Raw genomic sequence first — 14,395 nt, 5'->3', positions numbered from 1 at the left:
CTCATAGGGGTTCTTTCCGCTTGGCCAACGCAGCACGGGCGTGCGCGGCATCGAGAAAGGGCAGCTTCACGCCGGCCACTTCCTGGTAATCCTCATGGCCCTTGCCGGCCAGCAAAACCACATCCTGGCTGGCCGCGCGCAGCACCACCTCGTCGATGGCGGCTGCACGGTCGGCCTGGACATGCCAATGCGCATCGGGCGTCATGCCGCGCAAAATGTCGTCGATGATGGCCTGGGGCTGCTCGCCGCGCGGGTTGTCGCTGGTCACGACCACCTCGTCTGCACCTGCCTGGGCAATGCGGCCCATCAGCGGGCGCTTGCCGGCATCGCGGTTCCCACCACAGCCAAACACACACCACAGCCGGCCGCCGCGCTGCGCAGCCAGCGGGCGCAGCGCCTGCAAGGCCTTGTCCAGTGCATCGGGGGTGTGGGCATAGTCGATGGCCACCAGCGGCGCACCGGGCTGGCCGACCTGCTCCATGCGGCCTGGCACTGCCGCCAGCACCGCGCAGGCCTGCGCAGCCTGCTCCAAGCTTGCTCCCAGCACCCGCAGGCTGGCCATCACCTGCAACAGGTTGAGCACGTTGTACTGGCCAATCACCTGGCTGTGCAAGGTCACGGCAGCACCTTCGGCGCCGGCCTCTACGATGTCGAACACCAAGCCACGGTCGCCCGCGCGGATGGACCGGGCAGACAGACGGGCCTGGGTGGAGTTATCCACCGAGACAGTCCACAGATCCAGCGCGCCACCGGCCAACGAGGCCGCCAGCGCCGCGCCCCGGGCGTCGTCCAGGTTGACCACGGCCGATTGCAGGCCGGGCCAATGGAACAGCGCCTCCTTGGCGGCCCAATAGGCATCCATGCTGCCGTGGTAGTCCAGGTGGTCCTGCGTGAAATTGGTGAAGATGGCCAACCGGATACGGGCGCCCGCCAGGCGGTGCTCGGCAATGCCGATGGACGAGGCCTCGATCGCGCAAGCGCCGTAGCCGGCATCGGCAAAACCCCGGAAGGCGCGCTGCAGCAGCACCGGATCGGGGGTGGTCATGCCGGTCACATCCAGCTGGTGCGGCGGTATGCCGACACCCAGGGTGCCGACCATGGCGCAGCCCCGGTGCTGCAGCACGCCGGCTTCGCAGAGCTGGCTGACCGCCTGGGCCAGCCACCAGCTGATGCTGGTCTTGCCATTGGTACCCGTCACGGCCAGCACATCCAGCTGCTCGCTGGGTTGGCCAAACCAGGCACTGGCGATCGGGCCGGTGGCGGCCTTCAAACCCGGCATGGCCGCAACCGGCATGCCTTGCATATCAAATTGATCGAGGCCCGCCTGCTCCACCAGGCACGCGGCAGCGCCGCGCTGCACGGCCTGCGCCACATAGGCGCGGCCATCGTTGACGCCACCCGGCCAGGCGATGAAGGCATCGCCGGCCTGCACCTGCCGGCTGTCGGTGTGCAAGGTGCCGCTGGTCACACGCTCGCGCAGCCATTCAACGGCGGCGGCGGTGCTGTGGACGGTGGTCACAGTCGTGGTGGCGCTCATAGCGGCTCCTCCACATCGTTGGCCACGATCTGCGGCTTGACCGACATATCGGGCTGCACCCCCATCAGGCGCAAGGTCTGTTGCACCACCTCACTGAAGACCGGGCCGGCGACGGTACCACCGTAAAAGCTGCCCTGGCTGGGTTCGTCGACCATCACGGCGACGATGATGCGCGGGTTCTCAATTGGCGCAATGCCGGTGAACCAGGCGCGGTACTTGCCTGCGGCATAGCCACGGCCCTGCTGCTTGCGGGCCGTACCCGACTTGCCACCGATGGAATAGCCCACGGTCTGCGCCTTCTGGCCGGTACCGCCAGGGCCAGCTGCCAGCCACAGCATGTGGCGCACCAGCTCGGCCGTCTTTTTGGAGAACACCGGCGTGCCTGCGGGGCGGCCACTGCGCTTGAGCATGGTTGCCGGAATCACATTGCCGTCGTTCGAGAATACCGTGTACGAGCGCGCCATCTGGAACAGCGAGGCCGACAGGCCATAGCCATAGGAAATGGTGGCCTGCTCGACGGGCTTCCAGCTCTTCCAGGGACGCAGACGCCCACTGGCCGCACCAGGGAAGGCAATCTGGGGCTTTTGCCCGTAGCCCAGCGCCGAGTGCACATTCCACATCTCCTGCGCCGACATCTTCTGCGCCACCTTCAACGCACCGACGTTGCTGGATTTCTGGATCACACCGTCCACCGTCAACGCACCATAGTTGTGGGTGTCGCTGATCGTGAAACCGCCGATCGCATAGCGGCCGGGCGTGGTGTCAATGATGGTGTTGTTCTTGACCCGGCCCAGCTCCAGCGCCGTTCCCACGGTGATCGGCTTCATCGTCGAGCCGGGCTCGAAGGTGTCGGTAATCGCGCGGTTGCGCAACTGCTCGCCGGTCAGGCGCGAGCGGTTGTTCGGGTCATAGCTGGGGTAGTTGGCCAGCGCCAGCACTTCGCCGGTGTGGGCGTCCATCACCACCACGCTGCCGGCCTTGGCCTTGAAGGCCGCTACCTGGTCGCGCAGCTTCTGGTAGGCGAAGAACTGCACCTTGCTGTCGATGGACAGCTGGATGTCCTGGCCTTCTTGCGGCGGTGTCTCGACACCAACGCCCTCGACAATGCGGCCCAGGCGGTCCTTGATCACCCGGCGCGAACCGGCCTTGCCGCCCAGCTCGGTATTGAAGGCCAGCTCCATGCCCTCCTGGCCCTGGTCTTCCACATTGGTGAAGCCCACCACGTGGGCGGCTGATTCCCCTTCGGGATACTGGCGCTTGTATTCCTTGCGCAGGTAGATGCCCTTGACATCGAGCGCCTTGATCTTCTGCCCGATGTCCCAGTCAAGCTGGCGCTTGATCCAGACAAAGGACTTGTCCTCGTCCGCCAGCTTCGCATCGAACTGCGCCTTGGGCATGCCCATCAGCTTCGCAATCTCGGCCAGCTTGCCCTTGATGGCCGGGTCGTCCTGGTCCACATCTTCCGGAATCGCCCAGATGCTGGCCGCAGGCACGCTGGAGGCCAGGATCAGGCCATTGCGGTCCAGAATGCGGCCCCGGTTGGCCGGCAGCTCGATCGTGCGGGCAAAGCGCACCTCGCCCTGGCGCAGGAAGAAATCATTGCCGATGACCTGGACATAGGCGGCGCGGCCGATCAGACCGGTAAAGGCCAATGCCAGACCGATCATGATGAAGCGGCTGCGCCACATCGGCGTGCGCTCGGCCAGCAAGGGACTGGTGGAGTAGCGCATGTCCTTGCTCATGGTGCCACCGCTCCAGCGCCCGGCTCAGACACATAGACAGTGACCGCAGGGGTGGCCGTCTGCATGCCCCATTTCTCGCGGGCCAGTTGCTCCAGCCGCAGCGGCGTGGCCTGGGCCCGCTTTTCCACCTGCAGCCGCTGGTGGTCGGTCTCCAGCTGGCGCGACTCGGCCAGCGCACGGTCAAGCTCGGTGAACAGCTTGCGCGATTCATACTGCGACTGCACCAGCGCCATCGCGCTGACGATTGTCACGATGAGCAGCAGAATGTTCAGGCGCAGCAGCACGGCGCCTCCTTGTGGCATCGTCCGGGCAGGCGGCGCGTGGTCATGCAGCCACCTCGGTGCGTTCGGCCACGCGCATCACCGCACTGCGGGCGCGTGGATTGGCGGTCACTTCTGCGTCGCTCGGCTTGATGCGGTCCAGCGCCTTGAGCAGCATCGGCTTGGGCGCGGCAAAGGGTGCGCGGCGGTCGAACACCTCTTTGGAATGCTTGGCAATGAACTGCTTGACGATGCGGTCTTCCAGCGAGTGAAAGCTGATCACCACCAGACGGCCGCCGGGCGCCAGCACGCGCAGGCTGGCCTCTAGCGCCTGCTCGAGCTCTTCAAGCTCGGCATTAATGAAAATCCGAAGAGCCTGGAATGTCCGCGTGGCAGGGTTTTGCCCAGCCTCGCGGGTCTTGACTGTGCCAGCCACGAGCTCGGCCAGATCGGCAGTGGTGGCGACTGGCGAGCCAGCCTCCCGCCGCGCAACAATCGCCTTTGCAATGGGCCCAGCAAACCGTTCTTCACCGAAGTCACGTATCACCTCCGCTATTTGCTGTGTTTCCGCCTCTTGCAACCACTCGGCCACACTCTGGCCACGGGTGGTATCCATGCGCATGTCGAGCGGGCCATCGAAGCGGAAACTGAAGCCGCGCTCGGGACTGTCGATCTGCGGGGAGCTGACCCCCAGATCCAGCAGCACGCCTGCCACCGAAGCGGCGGGCAGCTGTGCCATGTGGCTGAAGCCCTCATGGCGAATGGAAAAACGGGCGTCCGCAATCTTGCCGGCCTCGGCAATCGCTTCGACGTCCTTGTCAAAAGCAATGAGCCGGCCCTCGGCCGGCAACTTGGACAGCACCAGGCGGGAGTGCCCGCCTCTGCCAAAAGTCCCATCGACAAAGACCGGGTCCATCGCAACCCTGGCCTCCAACAAGGCGTCCACGGCCTCGTTCAGCAGGACGGTCGTGTGCAGGTAGTTCTTGGTTTCCACATGCACCTCAGAATGCAAAGTTATCCAGGGCATCGGGCGGCAGATTCTGCAGGGCTTCCGCCTCCTGCTTCTCGTATGTCGCCTTGTCCCACAATTCAAAATGGCTGCCCATCCCCATCAGGATGGCGTCCTTGGTGATGTTGGCAGCAGCGCGCAGCTCGGGAGAGACCAGTACACGGCCAGTTCCATCCATCTCCACATCCATCGCACTGCCGAGAAAAATCCGCTTGAGCACCTGCTCACCCATCTTCACCTGCGCGATGCGCGCGCTGAAAACCGCCCATTCATCCTGGGGGAAAATCATCAGGCAACCATGGGGGTGGCGGGTAATCGTGAGGGTCGGTCCGGGCTTGGTCAGCGCGTCACGATGCCGGGTCGGTATCGACAACCGACCTTTCGCATCGAGACTGAGTGAAGAAGCTCCTTGAAACACGGCGTGGACTCTGGTTGGGGTTTCGGAGGACAAGCAAGTGCACGATTTCCCACAAAACTGCACTTTTCCCCACTGTATCAGGAATTCCTGATCGCGCCACACTCCACCACAATGATTTGCAATGAAAATACAAGTAAATCAATAACTTATAACGTACTTCGCGCAAAATCCGCTATGAAATTCTCTTTATTTGATAGGCACTTACAATCGCCTCTATATCCAGACTCTTAGCAAAATTGGCAGAACGGGCGATGAGCAGCTTCCGGCCTTTTGTTACAAAAGTAGAAGCTCTCCTACACGCCCACATGTGGCGCTTGGCCCAAAAGCAAGTGCCCGCCAACCAGGGCGGGCACTTGCAGCAAACGGCGCCACAAAGCGCAATCAGCGTTAGAGAATGTAACGAGACAAATCTTCGTTCTGGCTCAGGGAACCCAGGCGCTGGTCCACATAGGCAGCGTCGATCACCACGGTCTGCCCGCCCAGCTTGACGGCATCGAAGCTGATCTCTTCGAGCAGACGCTCCATCACCGTCGCCAGACGGCGAGCGCCGATGTTTTCAGTCCGCTCGTTGACATCAAAGGCAATGCGCGCCAGGCGCGTGATGCCCTCGGCCTCGAACTGCAGCTTCACGCCTTCGGTGGCCAGCAGCGCTTCGTACTGCTTGATCAGCGAAGCATGGGTCTGCGTCAGAATGGCCTCGAAATCCTGCACCGACAGCGAACCGAGCTCCACCCGGATCGGAAAACGCCCCTGCAGCTCAGGGATCAGGTCGCTGGGCTTGGCCAGGTGGAAAGCGCCGGAGGCAATGAACAGAATGTGGTCCGTCTTGACGATACCGTACTTGGTCGACACCGACGTGCCTTCGACCAGGGGCAGCAGATCGCGCTGAACCCCCTGGCGGGAAACATCGCTGCCGCTGGTTTCCTGGCGCGTCGCCACCTTGTCGATCTCGTCGATGAAGACGATGCCGTTCTGCTCCAGGTTCTCGATCGCGCGGGATTTGACATCGTCCTCGTTCACCAGCTTGGCCGCCTCCTCATCGGTGATCAGCTGCAGCGCTTCGCTGATCTTGAGCTTGCGGACCTTGCGCTTTTCCTGGCCCATCTGGCTGAACATGCCGCGCAGCTGCTCGGCCATCTCCTCCATGCCCTGGGGTCCCATGATCTCGAGCTGCGGCTTGGCCTCGGCCACTTCGATCTCGATCTCCTTGTCGTTGAGTTCGCCCTGGCGCAGTTTCTTGCGAAATACCTGGCGCGTGCCGGTATCGGATGCGGCCTCGCCGGTGCGCGCGGGCGGCAGCAGCGCATCCAGGATGCGCTCTTCGGCGGCATCCTCGGCACGCACGCGCAGCTTCTTCACATCCGATGCACGGGTTTGCTTGACCGCCACTTCAGCCAGGTCACGGATGATGGCATCCACATCCTTGCCCACATAGCCCACCTCGGTGAACTTGGTCGCCTCGACCTTGATGAAAGGCGCATCGGCGAGCTTGGCCAGGCGGCGGGCAATTTCGGTCTTGCCGACACCGGTGGGGCCGATCATCAGGATGTTTTTCGGGGTGATCTCCTGGCGCAGGCCATCGGCGACCTGCTGGCGGCGCCAGCGGTTGCGCAGCGCGATGGCGACTGCGCGCTTGGCATTGGCCTGGCCAACGATGTGGTTGTCGAGTTCGGAAACGATTTCCTGGGGTGTCATCGAGGACATAGTGCAAATTCCGGTTGGCACCCGCCGGGCAACGGGTGCAGCTGTCGATCAGTAGGAGCGGGTGGCAGGGGTGCAGCGGCCTGCAAGGCGCTTACAGGGTCTCGATGGTGTGGTGCATATTGGTGTAGATGCACAGCTCACCGGCGATGCCCAGCGATTTGCGCACCACCTCTTCAGCCGACAGCTCGGTGTTGTTCAGCAGCGCCTTGGCCGCCGAATGGGCATAGGCGCCTCCGGATCCAATGGCCACGATGCCTTGCTCGGGCTCCAGCACATCGCCATTGCCAGTGATGATCAGCGAGGCCGAGTGGTCAGCCACCGCCAGCATCGCTTCCAGACGGCGCAGCACCCGGTCGGTGCGCCAGTCCTTGGTCAGCTCGATCGCTGCACGGGTCAACTGGCCCTGGTGTTGGTCGAGCTTGGCCTCAAAACGCTCGAACAAGGTAAAGGCGTCGGCCGTGGCGCCGGCAAAGCCGGCCAGCACCTTGCCGCCATAGAGCTTGCGCACCTTGCGCGCGGTGCCCTTGACCACAATGTTGCCCAGGGTGACCTGGCCGTCGCCGCCGATGGCGACCTGGATGCCTTGCGGGGTTTCGCGCCGCACGCTGAGAATGGTTGTGCCGTGATACTGTTCCATAGTTCTGCCTATATAGAGCCATGCACCCGTTTTCCAAGGCGCCAGCGGCAGGGCAGGCGCAAATTAAAAAACGCACCCGAGGGTGCGTTCGTCGCGAGGCATCGCAGCCCCTTCAGTTCTCGCGCTGGTTGACGATGGAATGCTCGTTGATGCCAATCAGGTTGAAGAACACGGCATTCAGACGGTGCAGATTGCCAAAGCGAACAAGCACATTCTTCTGCTGGCATTCGGCCACCCAGTTCAGCACCGAGCCGGCGGCCACAAAATCGATGCGCATCAGGCGGTCGCAGCGCACGGTGAACGGCATGTCGGGCTGCACCATCGGGCTGAAGGTGTCCAACTGCCGGGAGACGTCCCCTTCAACAACGCCTTCAAGCACGGCCTGCGGGCTGTCGGCAACCGCTGGCTTTCTCTCCGGCAGATCCAGCACCAGGGACAAATCGGGCGCGAACGGTGCGCCCGAGCGGGTGCTGTCACTGCTCATCTCTGCCCGAGGTGGCACCCAGGACGGTGGTGATACCTCATAGGTAATGCAGTAATCGAGCGCAGCGGCTTCAAAATCCTGCTCCAACCGCAGCAATCGCAGCAACGCCATGCGCAGCGACCACAGGTCCTGGCGCACCTGGTTGTCACCAACAGGTGTTTGCGCTTCGAGCACCGACAACAACTGGTCTGCCCCGGCAAACACCAGGCGCACATCCGGCTTGTCCGCCCAGGCGCGAAACTGTGCCAGCAACGGCACTACCGCCTCGTCGCGCACCTCGGTCACGCGGGACCAGTTCAAGGTCCAGGGTGGCGCAAAGCGCTTGAGGTTGCCCAACAGGCCATTGAGTGCAGCGACACTGAGCACCGGCGGAGCCTGCCAGTTGAGCAGCCGCACCTCTTCTGCCGGCGCATCCCCCCCTTGCAAAGCCTTGGCGCCCAGCTCCTGCGGCATCGAAAACCACACCGGTGCCGAGCGGCCGTATTTGCTGGCGAACTCGATCGCATGGAAATCAAACTTGGTCTGGTCGCCGGTCGCACGGTAGAGGTCGAACAGCGTCAACCAGATCGTCAGCTGGCCCATCAGGTCGCCTCGGCGCTGCTGCACCAGCGCCAGCAGCGATGCCTCGGCGCCCGCTGCATCACCATTGGCAAACAGCACTGCCGCCTCTTCGAGATCGGTATCGTGGATGAAGCGGGCGGATTCGACCTGCGCATCGAAAGCGGCTGGAGGCAAGGTGGCCTGCGCAGGAGCCACTGCAGGCACTGCGGCCGGCTCGGCAGGTTCTGCGGCCAGCGGTGCAGCAGCAGGCGCAACCGGCACAGGGGCACTGGCAGGTGCAGTTTCAGTCGTAGCGCTGGGCGCGGCCGCCGGCGCACTGGCGCTGTCGCCCGACCACCACTGCTTGGACATCTGCCGCTCGATCTGGTTGATTTTCTCGATGGTGTGCGAAGGATGGGCAGGCTTGCCCGCGGCAATGGCAGCGCCATCGGGCGCGGCGCCGCCCTCGAGCATCGCTGCCGAGCTGGCAGCGCCCAGACCATCGGCGCCTGCGCTGCTGGACTTGTTGGCCTCGCGACGGATCTTGCGCAGCTGGTCAAACTCCAGCTTGCGCACAAAGTCGTTGCGGCGCTTGCGCTCCATGATCTCCTTGAGCGCCTGTTTGGAAAACTGCGCCTCTGGATTCTCCGGCTCCGGCGTCCTGTCCAGCTCCGACCACTGTGTCGTGGGTTTGGTAACAAAGCGCACCACTTTGGACAACAAACCCTTGTTTGGCTTCTGAGCCTCACTCATGGTTACTCCCTCCCCTTATGTGTCCGGTGCGCTGCCTCAGCTTCAGTCACCAAACATTTTTTGCTTCAGTTCGCGGCGCTGCTGCGCCTCCAGTGACAACGTGGCCGTAGGACGCGCCAGCAGACGGCCCACACCAATGGGCTCACCCGTCTCGTCGCAATAGCCGTAGTCACCCGCATCGATGCGGCTGATCGACTGGTCGATCTTCTTCAAGAGCTTACGCTCGCGGTCGCGCGTACGCAAGACAAGCGCATGCTCTTCCTCAATGGTAGCGCGGTCTGCCGGATCGGGCACGACGACGGTGTCTTCGCGCAGGTTTTCCGTCGTGGCATCGGCATTGAGGTGGATACCGGTCTTCAGTTCCACCAGCTTCTTGCGAAAGAACGCCAACTGGATGTCGTTCATGTATTCGCTCTCCGGCATGGACAGCACCTCATCGTCAGTGAGGGTGTCTACCGTCTTGGACTTCCAGGCATTGGCCAGCTTGGCGTCGCGTTTAGGGATGGTTTGCGTAGTGGTAGGCATAGTTCTCTCGACTGGCTAGCGCAGTTCTTACATGCGACGGATGTCCGTCTCGTTACAAAAGGTGCCAAGCCCGGCAGGCTCAGCCCCCTGATCAACTCGCCCGGATCCGGCAGGATCCTGGCACATCTATGAAGTCGGGCAGGTGCCCGCATCTCCGTCATCTTGCAGGCCGACGCCACTCGCTGGCAGCGTTCAGCTCGCTTGCACAAGCCTCCTTCTCCATCAACGCTGTGCACGGGCCCCTGCCCCAGCGCCACAGCGCCCTCTCATCGACATCTCTTGGGTCAAGCACGGCCCCGTGCCTTACCGCTTGCCTGCTTTGCTGCATTTCGGGCCGCGATTGTATATGGCATCGCGGCACGGCAACAAGTGATTGCAGCCCCGATGCAACGCGGGGTTTCCCCGAGGGCTACCGCTGGCAAAGCCTGCGGCCGGGGATCAGGCCTCGACCACGCACTGGTCCAGACCTTGGCGCAGTATGTCCTGCGGCAGATCGATGCCAATGAAGACCATCTTGCTCTGGCGGCGCTCGTCGGCACCCCACTCGGGTCCCAAATCGCTGCCCATGAGCTGGTGCACGCCCTGGAAAATGACCTTGCGGTCGGTGCCCTTCATCGCCAGCACGCCCTTGTAACGCAGCATGCGCGGGCCATAAATGTTCACAATGGCGCCCAGAAAGTCCTCGAGCTTGGCCGGGTCAAAGGCCTTGTCCACGCGGTAGACGAAGCTCTTCACATCGTCGTCATGGTGGTGGTGGTGCGGGTGGTTGCAGTGCTCGCCATGTTCGTGGTCGTGGCCATGGTCGTGACCGCAGTTTTCGTCGTGCACATGGTCATGGTCGTGGCCGCAATGCTCGTCATGCACATGCGCGTGGTCATGGCCTTCTTCCTTGAGGAAGTCCGGGTCGATGTTGAGCGTGGCATTCAGGTTGAAGCCGCGCAGATCGAACACATCCTTCAGCGGCACATCGCCAAAATGCACCGCACGGATCGGTGCGCGCGGGTTCATGTGCTTGAGGCGGTGGACCAGCGCGTCCTTGTCCGCCTCGCTCACCAGGTCGGTCTTGGACAGGAAGATCTGGTCAGCAAAGCCCACCTGGCGGCGTGCTTCCTGACGGGTATCGAGCTGCTGGCCGGCGTGCTTGGCATCCACCAGGGTGATGATGGAGTCGATCAAATAGGTTTCGGCGATCTCTTCATCCATGAAGAAGGTCTGCGCAACCGGGCCCGGGTCGGCCAGGCCCGTGGTCTCGATCACGATGCGCTCGAAATCCACCATGCCCTTGCGGCGCTTGGCGGCCAGCAGCTGCAGCGCTTCGCGCAGGTCTTCACGGATGGTGCAGCAGATGCAGCCATTGCTCATCTGCAGAATCTGCTCTTTCGATTCCGTCTTGAGGATGTCGGTGTCGATGTTTTCTTCGCCGAACTCGTTCTCGATCACGGCGATCTTCATGCCGTGCGACTCATGCAGCACGCGCTTGAGCAGCGTGGTTTTGCCCGAGCCCAAAAAGCCCGTGAGGATGGTGACTGGAATGAGTGACATAGGACCCCTGATAGTTACACATAAGGTGGCCATCGCAAGCCGCGCCACGCGCCCGGCCTGTCCGCCCACCGGCCCATCGCGCAAGCACAGGCCTTTGTATCAAACACCGTTATGTGGGGCCATGCCAGGCAATATCAAGACCGCTGCAGTAAATTCTGCGGCCATGCCAGAAGCGGGCTATTGTGGCATGTTTTGCCTGCGGCCTGGCCGCAGGCATTGGCCTTCATCAAAGCCTAGTGAGATCGAAGCAATTTGCTATCAAATTAATACCAACCTGCAGCCAGCTGCACACTGCGGGCGTATTCCCGCCCTGGGCCCTTTAAAACCGCTCGTAACCCTGCAGATAGCGCCATTGCCCTGGGGGCAGCTTGCTCAGCGATATCCGGCCGATCCGCAAACGCTTGAGCGACACCAGCTCCAGTCCGAGCGCGGCACAGATGGCGGGCAGCCATTCAGGGGCTACGCGTTTGAGCGCAAATCGCAGATGGGTCTCGTTTTGCCAGCTGGCCTTGAGAGGAGGCAGGCGCTCGCCATCGACATACAGACCATTGGCCAGCAGGGCCAGGCCCTCCTCGATCATCTCGCCTTGTACCTCGGCCAGGCATTCCTGCTCCAGCAAGTCGGCCTCGTCGCTCAGGTGGCGGATGATGCGGGGATCCTGGCTGTAGACCACCAGGCCACTGGCAGCGCGGGGAATGGGCAGCAAGAACTGCTGGTGGCGAAAATGGCGCGGCAAAGGCCGAACGGGCTGCGGTGTGTCTACCTCAGCCAGGTTCTCCGGCGTCAGCAGGTCCAGCGCACCGAGGCCGGGGCGGCCGGGCTCCAGCGCGCGCAGGCTGTAGCCCGCCGGCTTGTGCAGCAGCAAGGTCACCGGCTGGATCGGACGCAGATCGGCGCCTGGCTGCAACAAGACCGTCTGGCTGGGCAACACACGGGCACCCGGGGTGTCCTGGATCTGGCCATCCACGGTCACAAAGCCGGCATCGATATAGTGCTCGGCCTCGGCGCGCGAGCAACCGATGTCGCTCGCCAGGCGCTTGGACAGGCGAATGGCTTGGGGGTCTTGGGCTTGCATGGGCAGCAACACTGCGGCGTGGCACGGTACCGCACCATCCGCTCCTTCAAAAATAGCAAAGCTCTGCAGCTGCAGAGCACATGGGCTATTTTAAGCGCCTGCCGTCGCCAGCGCCCTGCGCGGGTACTGCGAGCCCGGGCCGGCTCAAGCGGGCGCAAAACGCAAACGGAAGCGTGCACCGCCTCGGGACGAGCTTTCGGCATGCGCCACGCCCCCCTGCAACTCGGTCAGCGCCTGCACAATGGACAGCCCCAGGCCCGAGCCCTCCCGCTTGCGCCGCCCCGGCGCCATCGCAAAGCGCCGGAAAGGGTGGGCCCGCAACTCCTGCGGCAGGCCAGGGCCGGCATCGCTGACCAGCAGCTCCACCCAGACATGCCCTTGCGCATCCCGCGTACTGCGCACTTCCACCTCCAGCCAGTGCCCGCTGGCCGCGTGGCGCAGCGCATTGCCGACCAGGTTGGCAATGATCTGGCGCATGCGCAAAGGGTCAGCGCGGATCACGCTGATGGCATCGTCCTCGGGCAGTACCTGCGACAGCGCCATTTCGGCCTGCTGCAGCTGAGGCTGGAGCTCCTGCAGGCTCTCGCGCACCAGCGCGCCCATACTCAGGCGCTCCTTGCGCAGCGACATCTCGCCCGCTTCGGCCATCGCCAAGGTATGCAGGTCGTCAATCAGCCGGCCCAGGTGCTCGGTCTGCGCCAGCAGCAGCCGAAACTCCAGCTCGCTGGGGACGATGACGCCATCGCACATCGCATGCAGATGGGTCTTGAGCACCGACAGCGGCGTGCGCAGTTCATGCGAGATGGACGCGGCCGAGGCCTGGCGCTCGGCATTGAGCTTTTGCAGCGCATCGATCATCGCGTTGAAGGTATGCACCACCTCCTTGAGCTCGCCGTGCGCGCCCTCCTCGACCACCCGGGTTGAGCTGAAATCCCCGTGCGCCACACGCTGCGCCACCTCCACCATCGATGCCAGCGGCCGCGTGATGTAGCGCGATACAAAAAAGCCCATCGCCAGGCCAAACGGCAGGCAGACCAGCAGGCCGATGAACAGCGACACCTGCTCGCCAAAGAACACTTCGCCGCGCCAGTATTCACCATAGATCTGCATCGCGCGCGGGCTGTTGTCCAGGTCGCGCTCGATCAGGTCATCGAGCTCTACCCGCACCGATGTGGGCAGGCTTTGGTAGAACTGGTTGTACTGCACCGCGTTGAACGCCCAGGCACAGGCGCTCAGCAGTGCAATCGTACTGAGCAGAGTGCCGGCGATCCAGAAGCCAAAGCGGACCCAGATGCGGTTCAGTCCCCGGGCCATAGACGGTATCCAATGCTGCGCACGGTCTCGATCAGCTCTTCCTGGCCGGCCAGCTGCAGTTTGCGCCGCAGCTTGGACAGGTGCGAGTCGATGACCCGCTCCAGCGCATCGCTCTCGGGCAGGCAATGCTCGATCAGCTGCGCACGGGAAAAGCAGCGCCGGGGCTGCGAGGCCAGCAACGCCAGCAGGCGGAACTCGGTCAGTGTCAGCGGCAACGGTATGGCCTGCCCGGCCAGGTCATAGACCCGGGCGCTGTGCTCGGCCGGGTTTATCTCCAGCGCGCCTACGCGGATCGGCGCCATCGGCACGGACGCAGCCTTGGGTTGGCTGCGGCGCAGCACCGCACGCACGCGCGCCACCACTTCGGCGGGGTTGAAAGGCTTGACCACGTAATCATCCGCACCCAGGCGCAGGGCCACCAGCTTGTCCACATCGTCAGCCAGTGCCGTCACCATGATCACCGGGGTCTGGCCCTGGTCGCGGATAAAGCGCAGTACGTCGACACCGTCCATGCCGGGCAGATGGATGTCCAGCAGCACCAGGTCGGGCTGGTGTTGGCGGAAAAGCTGCACGGCCTGCTCGCCATCGCGCGCAAACAAGGTGCGCAGGCCATCGCGTTCCAGGTAGGCCACCAAGATCGTGGCGATGCCGGGCTCGTCCTCCACGACGAGCACCAGCGGAGCCGCCACAGGTGGCGTAGGTAGTTTCATCGCGGACGCATTCACAAATAGGCTCCAGCGGCACCATCAAAAAGAGGCCCGCACGCTGTTGAAACAAGCCATTATGACCGTGCCGACCGCCTGCTGCACGCCTGGGCGGCCTCCATGTTTCCTCCATCAATTGTGCAAGCTTGCG

Annotated in this window: 13 protein-coding genes; all 13 read right to left on the bottom strand. The window is 63.3% G+C overall.

Annotated elements, in window-relative coordinates; genetic code table 11:
* Position 1 precedes the first annotated feature (1 nt).
* The gene (locus AB7A72_RS14430) at positions 2–1,537 is read right to left on the bottom strand and encodes a UDP-N-acetylmuramoyl-L-alanyl-D-glutamate--2,6-diaminopimelate ligase (protein ID WP_369460386.1); all 1,536 of its coding nucleotides are present in this window, start codon (positions 1,535–1,537) and stop codon (positions 2–4) included.
* On the bottom strand, positions 1,534–3,279 hold the full coding sequence (locus AB7A72_RS14425; RefSeq protein WP_312529263.1) for a peptidoglycan D,D-transpeptidase FtsI family protein: 1,746 nt from the start codon (positions 3,277–3,279) through the stop codon (positions 1,534–1,536). Before AB7A72_RS14425 ends, AB7A72_RS14430 begins: the two co-directional genes overlap by 4 nt.
* On the bottom strand, positions 3,276–3,560 hold the full coding sequence (gene ftsL, locus AB7A72_RS14420; protein ID WP_239812616.1) for a cell division protein FtsL: 285 nt from the start codon (positions 3,558–3,560) through the stop codon (positions 3,276–3,278). Before ftsL ends, AB7A72_RS14425 begins: the two co-directional genes overlap by 4 nt.
* A gap of 43 nt (positions 3,561–3,603) precedes the next feature.
* Complete coding sequence (gene rsmH / locus AB7A72_RS14415) at positions 3,604–4,533, bottom strand: 16S rRNA (cytosine(1402)-N(4))-methyltransferase RsmH (protein WP_407064989.1); 930 nt, start codon at positions 4,531–4,533, stop codon at positions 3,604–3,606.
* A 7-nt stretch (positions 4,534–4,540) separates the two neighbouring features.
* Positions 4,541–4,966 carry a division/cell wall cluster transcriptional repressor MraZ gene (gene mraZ / locus AB7A72_RS14410; RefSeq protein ID WP_312417427.1) on the bottom strand — a complete coding sequence of 142 codons (426 nt, stop codon included), beginning with the start codon at positions 4,964–4,966 and terminating at the stop codon, positions 4,541–4,543.
* Positions 4,967–5,353: 387 nt separating this feature from the next.
* Entirely contained in the window at positions 5,354–6,670 is a 1,317-nt protein-coding gene (hslU, locus tag AB7A72_RS14405) for an ATP-dependent protease ATPase subunit HslU (protein ID WP_239810675.1), read from the bottom strand.
* Positions 6,671–6,761: 91 nt separating this feature from the next.
* The gene (gene hslV, locus AB7A72_RS14400) at positions 6,762–7,307 is read right to left on the bottom strand and encodes an ATP-dependent protease subunit HslV (RefSeq protein WP_239810674.1); all 546 of its coding nucleotides are present in this window, start codon (positions 7,305–7,307) and stop codon (positions 6,762–6,764) included.
* Between the two features lie 112 nt (positions 7,308–7,419).
* The gene (locus AB7A72_RS14395) at positions 7,420–9,084 is read right to left on the bottom strand and encodes a hypothetical protein (RefSeq protein WP_369460385.1); all 1,665 of its coding nucleotides are present in this window, start codon (positions 9,082–9,084) and stop codon (positions 7,420–7,422) included.
* A 42-nt stretch (positions 9,085–9,126) separates the two neighbouring features.
* Entirely contained in the window at positions 9,127–9,609 is a 483-nt protein-coding gene (gene dksA / locus AB7A72_RS14390) for an RNA polymerase-binding protein DksA (RefSeq protein WP_027010726.1), read from the bottom strand.
* Between the two features lie 438 nt (positions 9,610–10,047).
* The gene (locus tag AB7A72_RS14385; RefSeq protein WP_369460384.1) at positions 10,048–11,151 is read right to left on the bottom strand and encodes a CobW family GTP-binding protein; all 1,104 of its coding nucleotides are present in this window, start codon (positions 11,149–11,151) and stop codon (positions 10,048–10,050) included.
* 319 nt (positions 11,152–11,470) lie between these two features.
* Positions 11,471–12,226 (bottom strand): RNA pseudouridine synthase, encoded by a 756-nt coding sequence (locus AB7A72_RS14380; RefSeq protein ID WP_369460383.1) that lies wholly within the window; start codon positions 12,224–12,226, stop codon positions 11,471–11,473.
* A gap of 144 nt (positions 12,227–12,370) precedes the next feature.
* On the bottom strand, positions 12,371–13,540 hold the full coding sequence (locus tag AB7A72_RS14375; RefSeq protein WP_369460382.1) for a HAMP domain-containing sensor histidine kinase: 1,170 nt from the start codon (positions 13,538–13,540) through the stop codon (positions 12,371–12,373).
* Positions 13,525–14,250, bottom strand: a complete 726-nt coding sequence (locus AB7A72_RS14370; RefSeq protein ID WP_239810669.1) for a response regulator — start codon at positions 14,248–14,250, stop codon at positions 13,525–13,527. The genes AB7A72_RS14375 and AB7A72_RS14370 overlap by 16 nt, the downstream gene beginning before the upstream one ends.
* Positions 14,251–14,395 lie beyond the last annotated feature (145 nt).

Source organism: Comamonas sediminis, assembly GCF_041107495.1.
Taxonomy (GTDB): domain Bacteria; phylum Pseudomonadota; class Gammaproteobacteria; order Burkholderiales; family Burkholderiaceae_C; genus Comamonas; species Comamonas sediminis.
This window is presented reverse-complemented; position numbering and strand designations above follow the sequence as displayed.

Excerpts from the sequence above, each read along its gene's own strand:
- AB7A72_RS14430 (WP_369460386.1), bottom strand. The coding sequence starts at position 1,537 with ATGAGCGCCACCACGACTGTGACCACCGTCCACAGCACCGCCGCCGCC.
- AB7A72_RS14370 (WP_239810669.1), bottom strand. The coding sequence starts at position 14,250 with ATGAAACTACCTACGCCACCTGTGGCGGCTCCGCTGGTGCTCGTCGTG.
- dksA (WP_027010726.1), bottom strand. The coding sequence starts at position 9,609 with ATGCCTACCACTACGCAAACCATCCCTAAACGCGACGCCAAGCTGGCC.
- AB7A72_RS14380 (WP_369460383.1), bottom strand. The coding sequence starts at position 12,226 with ATGCAAGCCCAAGACCCCCAAGCCATTCGCCTGTCCAAGCGCCTGGCG.
- AB7A72_RS14395 (WP_369460385.1), bottom strand. The coding sequence starts at position 9,084 with ATGAGTGAGGCTCAGAAGCCAAACAAGGGTTTGTTGTCCAAAGTGGTG.
- hslV (WP_239810674.1), bottom strand. The coding sequence starts at position 7,307 with ATGGAACAGTATCACGGCACAACCATTCTCAGCGTGCGGCGCGAAACC.
- AB7A72_RS14375 (WP_369460382.1), bottom strand. The coding sequence starts at position 13,540 with ATGGCCCGGGGACTGAACCGCATCTGGGTCCGCTTTGGCTTCTGGATC.
- hslU (WP_239810675.1), bottom strand. The coding sequence starts at position 6,670 with ATGTCCTCGATGACACCCCAGGAAATCGTTTCCGAACTCGACAACCAC.
- AB7A72_RS14425 (WP_312529263.1), bottom strand. The coding sequence starts at position 3,279 with ATGAGCAAGGACATGCGCTACTCCACCAGTCCCTTGCTGGCCGAGCGC.
- AB7A72_RS14385 (WP_369460384.1), bottom strand. The coding sequence starts at position 11,151 with ATGTCACTCATTCCAGTCACCATCCTCACGGGCTTTTTGGGCTCGGGC.